Annotated in this window: 5 protein-coding genes; all 5 read left to right on the top strand. The window is 69.4% G+C overall.

The annotated features are described in order from the left end of the window. Positions 1 to 816, top strand: an 816-nt coding sequence (locus ACWGIU_RS28850; protein ID WP_453710630.1) for a CHAD domain-containing protein, incomplete at its 5' end; no start/stop codon positions are given. A 235-nt stretch (positions 817 to 1,051) separates the two neighbouring features. Further along, the gene (gene pstS, locus ACWGIU_RS28845; protein ID WP_453710629.1) at positions 1,052 to 2,188 is read left to right on the top strand and encodes a phosphate ABC transporter substrate-binding protein PstS; all 1,137 of its coding nucleotides are present in this window, start codon (positions 1,052 to 1,054) and stop codon (positions 2,186 to 2,188) included. A gap of 128 nt (positions 2,189 to 2,316) precedes the next feature. Next, positions 2,317 to 3,306: a phosphate ABC transporter permease subunit PstC gene (gene pstC / locus ACWGIU_RS28840; RefSeq protein WP_453710627.1), complete on the top strand. Its 990-nt coding sequence runs from the start codon at positions 2,317 to 2,319 to the stop codon at positions 3,304 to 3,306. Then, positions 3,306 to 4,388, top strand: coding sequence for a phosphate ABC transporter permease PstA (gene pstA, locus ACWGIU_RS28835; RefSeq protein WP_453710625.1), 1,083 nt, complete (start codon positions 3,306 to 3,308; stop codon positions 4,386 to 4,388). Before pstC ends, pstA begins: the two co-directional genes overlap by 1 nt. 29 nt (positions 4,389 to 4,417) lie before the next feature. After that, a complete protein-coding gene (gene pstB, locus ACWGIU_RS28830) occupies positions 4,418 to 5,194 on the top strand; it encodes a phosphate ABC transporter ATP-binding protein PstB (RefSeq protein ID WP_453710623.1) in 777 nt (258 codons plus the stop codon). Positions 5,195 to 5,283: the final 89 nt, after the last annotated feature.

Here is a 5,283-nt window from a genome sequence, read left to right as displayed (position 1 = left end):
CGCAGCCTGCGGGGGGCTGCGCGCCGCATCAGCGGATCCCTGGCCACCTTCCGGGTGGTGACCGAGTCCTCTTGGGCCGACGGGCTGCGCACCGAGCTGGTGTGGCTGTCCTCGACGCTGGCCGGCGAGCACGCGTACGCGGACCGGCTGACCCGGCTGATGGACGCCCTGCACCGGCTGTCGGGGTCCCCGGAGCTGCCCGCGCCGCGCGGTTCGGCCGGTGCGCTGACGGTGGGCTCGGCACGGGCGGGCGCCCTGCTGGAGCGGCAGCTGACCCTGGCCCGTACGCGCGCCCACTCGGCCACCCTCCAGGCGCTCGGCTCCTCCCGCTTCCACGCGGTGGCGGACGCGGTGGCGGTGCTGGCCTCGGAGGTCCCGCTGGACCCGGTCGCGGCCCGGGGCCGGGTCTCGGAGGTACTCGTCCCGCTGGCGGCCGTGGCCGAAACCCGCCTGTCGGCGGCGGTCGCCGCACTGCCCCCGGCCGACGGGGTCCATCCGTACAACGCGGACCACGACGGGCTCTGGCACGAGGTGCGCCGTCTGCTGCGGGTCCACCGGTACGCGCGGGAGGCGCTCGGCGAGGACGTGACCCGGCCGGCGGCCGCGGGCGAGGCCCTGGACCGCCACCGGGACGCGGCCGAGGCGGCGACCGCCTCGGCGACGGCGGCCCGCACCCCGCGCATCGCCCCGGCGACGGCCTACGCCCTCGGTGTCCTGCACGCCGACCAGCGCCACGAGGTCGAGGCCGCCCGCCTCGAATTCCGGCACGTCTGGCTTCCGGAGCCCGCGGGTCACGCCGCGATAACGTCGGGGTAACGGATGATGACGGCTGTGTGTGACGGGCCCGGGGCGCACCGGGTCGTCCGCCACGGTTCACCATCCGTTCACTCGGCCCGGTCGGCTGCTTCACCTGTTCTGCCTAATTTCGGTGGTGCACGGAGCGAGTCGCCCGGAGGTCGAGCAGCTCAGCCGCGCACAACCGACGTAGTCCTCTTCGCACGCCGCCCCGATGCAGAAAGCGGTCGGCGGCTTCTGGAAGGAACACCCGAAAGTGAAGCTTCAGCGCAAGAACATGCTTCGTGCCTCCGCCCTCGGGGCGCTTGTCGTGTCCGGCGCCCTGGTCCTCACGGCGTGCGGCTCGGACGACAACACCAAGACCGCCGACGGCTCGGCGAAGCCCTCCGCGGCCGCCGCGGGCGACATCAAGTGCGATGACGCCAAGGGCAAGCTCCTGGCCTCCGGCTCCTCCGCGCAGAAGAACGCCGTCGAGCTGTGGATCAAGAACTACATGGCCGCCTGCTCCGGCGTCGAGGTGAACTACAAGTCCTCCTCCTCCGGTGAGGGCATCGTCGCCTTCAACCAGGGCACGGTCGGATTCGCCGGCTCCGACTCGGCGCTGAAGCCGGAGCAGGTCGAGGAGTCGAAGAAGATCTGCACCGGCGGCCAGGGCATCGACCTCCCGATGGTCGGCGGCCCGATCGCCCTCGGCTTCAACGTCGCCGGCGTGGACAAGCTGAACCTCGACGCCGCCACGGTCGCCAACATCTTCAACGACAAGATCAAGAAGTGGGACGACGAGGCGATCAAGAAGCTGAACCCCGGCGTCACGCTTCCCTCCACCGCCATCCAGGCCTTCCACCGCTCCGACGACTCGGGCACCACCGAGAACCTCACCAAGTACCTCAAGGCCACCGCGGGCGACGCCTGGCCGTACGAGGCCGCGAAGAAGTGGGCCGCCCCGGGCGGGCAGTCGGCCTCCGGCTCCGCCAGCGTCGCCGCACAGGTCAAGCAGGTCGACGGTGCGATCGGCTACTTCGAGCTCTCCTTCGCCAGCTCCCAGAGCATCAAGACGGTCGACCTGAACACCGGTGCCGCCGCCCCGGTCAAGGCCAGCGGTGAGAACGCCTCCAAGGCCATCGCCGCCGCCAAGATCGCCGGCACCGGCTCCGACCTGGCCCTCAAGCTCGACTACACCACCAAGGCCGAGGGCGCCTACCCGCTCGTCCTGGTGACCTACGAGGTCGTCTGCGACAAGGGCAACAAGCCCGAGACGCTCCCGACCGTGAAGTCCTTCCTGAACTACGCGGCCTCGGACGCCGGCCAGAAGGTCCTGCTGGAGAACGGCTACGCGCCGATCCCGGCCGAGATCAACACCAAGGTCCGCGAAGTCATCAACACCCTCGGCTGAATCCCGCCCCCGAGGTGTCGGCCGTCCCCGTACGGGAAGGCGACACCTCGGGGACCCTTCCCCTCCACCCGGGGGAATCCGGTGCACCGCCGCCAGGGGGCATGCCCCCCACACAGACCGGAAAGACCATGGCTTCCACCACACCCACCCCGATAGACACGGCTCCGCCTGTCGCCAGGAGCTCAGGGTCCACCGGCCGCGCCGGTGACAAGATCTTCGCCGGGCTCTCCAAGGGCTCCGGCATCCTGCTCCTGGTGATCATGGCGTCGATCGCCGCCTTCCTCACCTACCGCGCCTCGATCGCCCTGTCGAAGAACGAGGGGAACTTCCTCACCACCTTCGACTGGAACGCGTCGGCCAACCCGCCCGTCTTCGGCATCGCCGTCCTGCTCTTCGGCACCGTCGTCAGCTCGATCGTCGCGATGGCCATCGCGGTTCCGATCGCTGTCGGCATCGCCCTGTTCATCTCGCACTACGCGCCGCGCAAGCTGGCCGCGCCCCTCGCGTACACGGTCGACCTGCTGGCCGCCGTGCCGTCGATCATCTACGGCATCTGGGGCGCCCTCTTCCTCGTCCCGCAGCTGAACGGCCTGAACCTCTGGCTCGACGAGTACCTGGGCTGGACGTACGTCTTCGACAAGACCCAGGTCGGCGTCGCCCGTTCGCTCTTCACCGTCGGCATCCTGCTCGCGATCATGATCTTGCCGATCGTGACCAGCGTCAGCCGTGAGGTCTTCCTCCAGGTCCCGCGCATGAACGAGGAGGCCGCCCTGGCCCTCGGCGCGACCCGCTGGGAGGTCATCCGGATGTCGGTGCTGCCCTTCGGCCGCTCCGGCGTCATCTCCGCCTCGATGCTCGGCCTCGGCCGCGCGCTCGGCGAGACCATGGCCGTCGCGACCGTCCTCTCCCCGAGCTTCCTGATCTCCGGCCACATCCTGGACCCGGGCGGCGGTACGTTCGCGCAGAACATCGCCGCGAAGTTCGACGAGGCCAACGAGTTCGGCCGCGACGCGCTGATCGCCTCCGGTCTGGTCCTCTTCCTGCTCACCCTGCTGGTCAACGGTGCAGCTCGCCTGATCATCGCTCGCCGCAAGGACTTCTCGGGGGCGAACGCCTGATGAGCCACGCACTCCAGGACCCGCGCCCCACCCGGGCCCGCAAGTCCGCCGCTCCCGCCGGCCTCACCCGCGGCGGCCTGCCCCGCTGGGCCCCGGCGGCCATCGCGGCCCTCTCGATCGCCCTCGGCTGCGGCATCGGCCTCGTCTTCGGCCTCGACAGCAAGATCCAGTGGGGTCTGCTCGCGGCTCTGCTCTTCATCGCCGTCACGTACACCGCCAGCGCGGTGATCGAGAACCGCCGCCAGGCCAAGGACCGCGTCGCGACCTCCCTCGTGTGGGTCTGCTTCGTCCTCGCGGTCATCCCGCTGCTCTCGCTGATGTGGACCACGATCAGCCGGGGCCTGAAGCTGTTGAGCGGCAACTTCCTCAGCCACTCCATGAACGGCGTGACCAGCTTCGACGAGGGCGGCGGCGTGTACCACGCCCTGCTCGGCACCATCGAGCAGGTCGCCCTCGCCACGCTGATCGCGGCACCCATCGGCCTGCTGACCGCCGTGTACCTGGTCGAGTACGGCAAGGGCCGCCTCGCCAAGTCCGTCACCTTCTTCGTCGACGTCATGACCGGCATCCCCTCCATCGTCGCGGGCCTGTTCATCCTGACGACCTGGAACCTGATGCTCGGCTTCGGCCCGTCCGGCTTCGCCGGCGCCATGGCCCTGTCGATCCTGATGATGCCGGTCGTGGTCCGCTCCACCGAGGAGATGCTCAAGCTCGTCCCGAACGAGCTGCGCGAGGCCGCCCTCGCCCTGGGTGTGCCGAAGTGGCGCGTGATCCTCAAGGTCGTGCTCCCGACCGCCATCGGCGGTATCTCCACCGGTGTGATGCTGGCCGTCGCCCGCATCGCCGGCGAGACCGCGCCGATCATGCTGCTGGTCTTCGGCTCCCAGCTGATCAACGGCAACCCCTTCGAAGGCGCCCAGTCCTCGCTCCCGCTCTACATTTGGGAGCAGTACAAGGTCGGCAGTGAAGCCTCCTACGACCGGGCGTGGGCCGCAGCCCTCGTCCTGATCGCCTTCGTCATGATCCTCAATCTGGTGGCCCGCGGCATCGCCCGCTGGAAGGCCCCGAAGACCGGTCGCTGACGCGACTCATGAAAGCGAAGTGACCCCTCATGGCGAAGCGAATCGACGTCTCCGGACTGTCCGCCTTCTACGGCACCCACAAGGCCATCGACGACATCTCGATGACCGTGGAGCCCCGCTCCGTGACCGCCTTCATCGGCCCCTCCGGCTGCGGCAAGTCCACCTTCCTGCGCACCCTCAACCGCATGCACGAGGTCACCCCCGGCGGCCGCGTCGAGGGCAAGGTCCTGCTGGACGACGAGAACCTGTACGGCACCGGCGTGGACCCCGTCGCGGTCCGCCGCACGGTCGGCATGGTCTTCCAGCGCCCGAACCCCTTCCCCACGATGTCCATCTTCGACAACGTGGCGGCGGGCCTGCGGCTGAACGGCAACTTCAAGAAGTCCGAGCTCGCGGACATAGTCGAGAGGTCGCTCCAGGGAGCCAACCTCTGGAACGAGGTCAAGGACCGCCTGGGCAAGCCCGGCTCCGGCCTCTCCGGCGGCCAGCAGCAGCGTCTGTGCATCGCCCGCGCCATCGCGGTCGAGCCGCAGGTCCTGCTGATGGACGAGCCCTGCTCGGCCCTCGACCCGATCTCCACGCTGGCGATCGAGGACCTGATCGGCGAGCTCAAGGAGCGCTTCACGATCGTCATCGTGACGCACAACATGCAGCAGGCGGCCCGCGTCTCGGACCGCACCGCCTTCTTCAACCTTTCGGCCGTCGGCCAGCCCGGCAAGCTCATCGAGCTCGACGACACGGACCGGATCTTCTCGAACCCGTCCGTCCAGGCGACCGAGGACTACATCTCGGGTCGCTTCGGCTGATCCGGGACATGAACGTCCTGCGGTGCTGCATGGCGGTGCCACCGCAAGGCGAAAGAAAGAAAAAGGGCCGGCTCCCCCTGGGTGGGGGG

The organism is Streptomyces sp. NPDC054840 (genome assembly GCF_053611065.1).
This window is presented reverse-complemented; position numbering and strand designations above follow the sequence as displayed.

Excerpts from the sequence above, each read along its gene's own strand:
- pstB (WP_453710623.1), top strand. The coding sequence starts at position 4,418 with ATGGCGAAGCGAATCGACGTCTCCGGACTGTCCGCCTTCTACGGCACC.
- pstC (WP_453710627.1), top strand. The coding sequence starts at position 2,317 with ATGGCTTCCACCACACCCACCCCGATAGACACGGCTCCGCCTGTCGCC.
- pstA (WP_453710625.1), top strand. The coding sequence starts at position 3,306 with ATGAGCCACGCACTCCAGGACCCGCGCCCCACCCGGGCCCGCAAGTCC.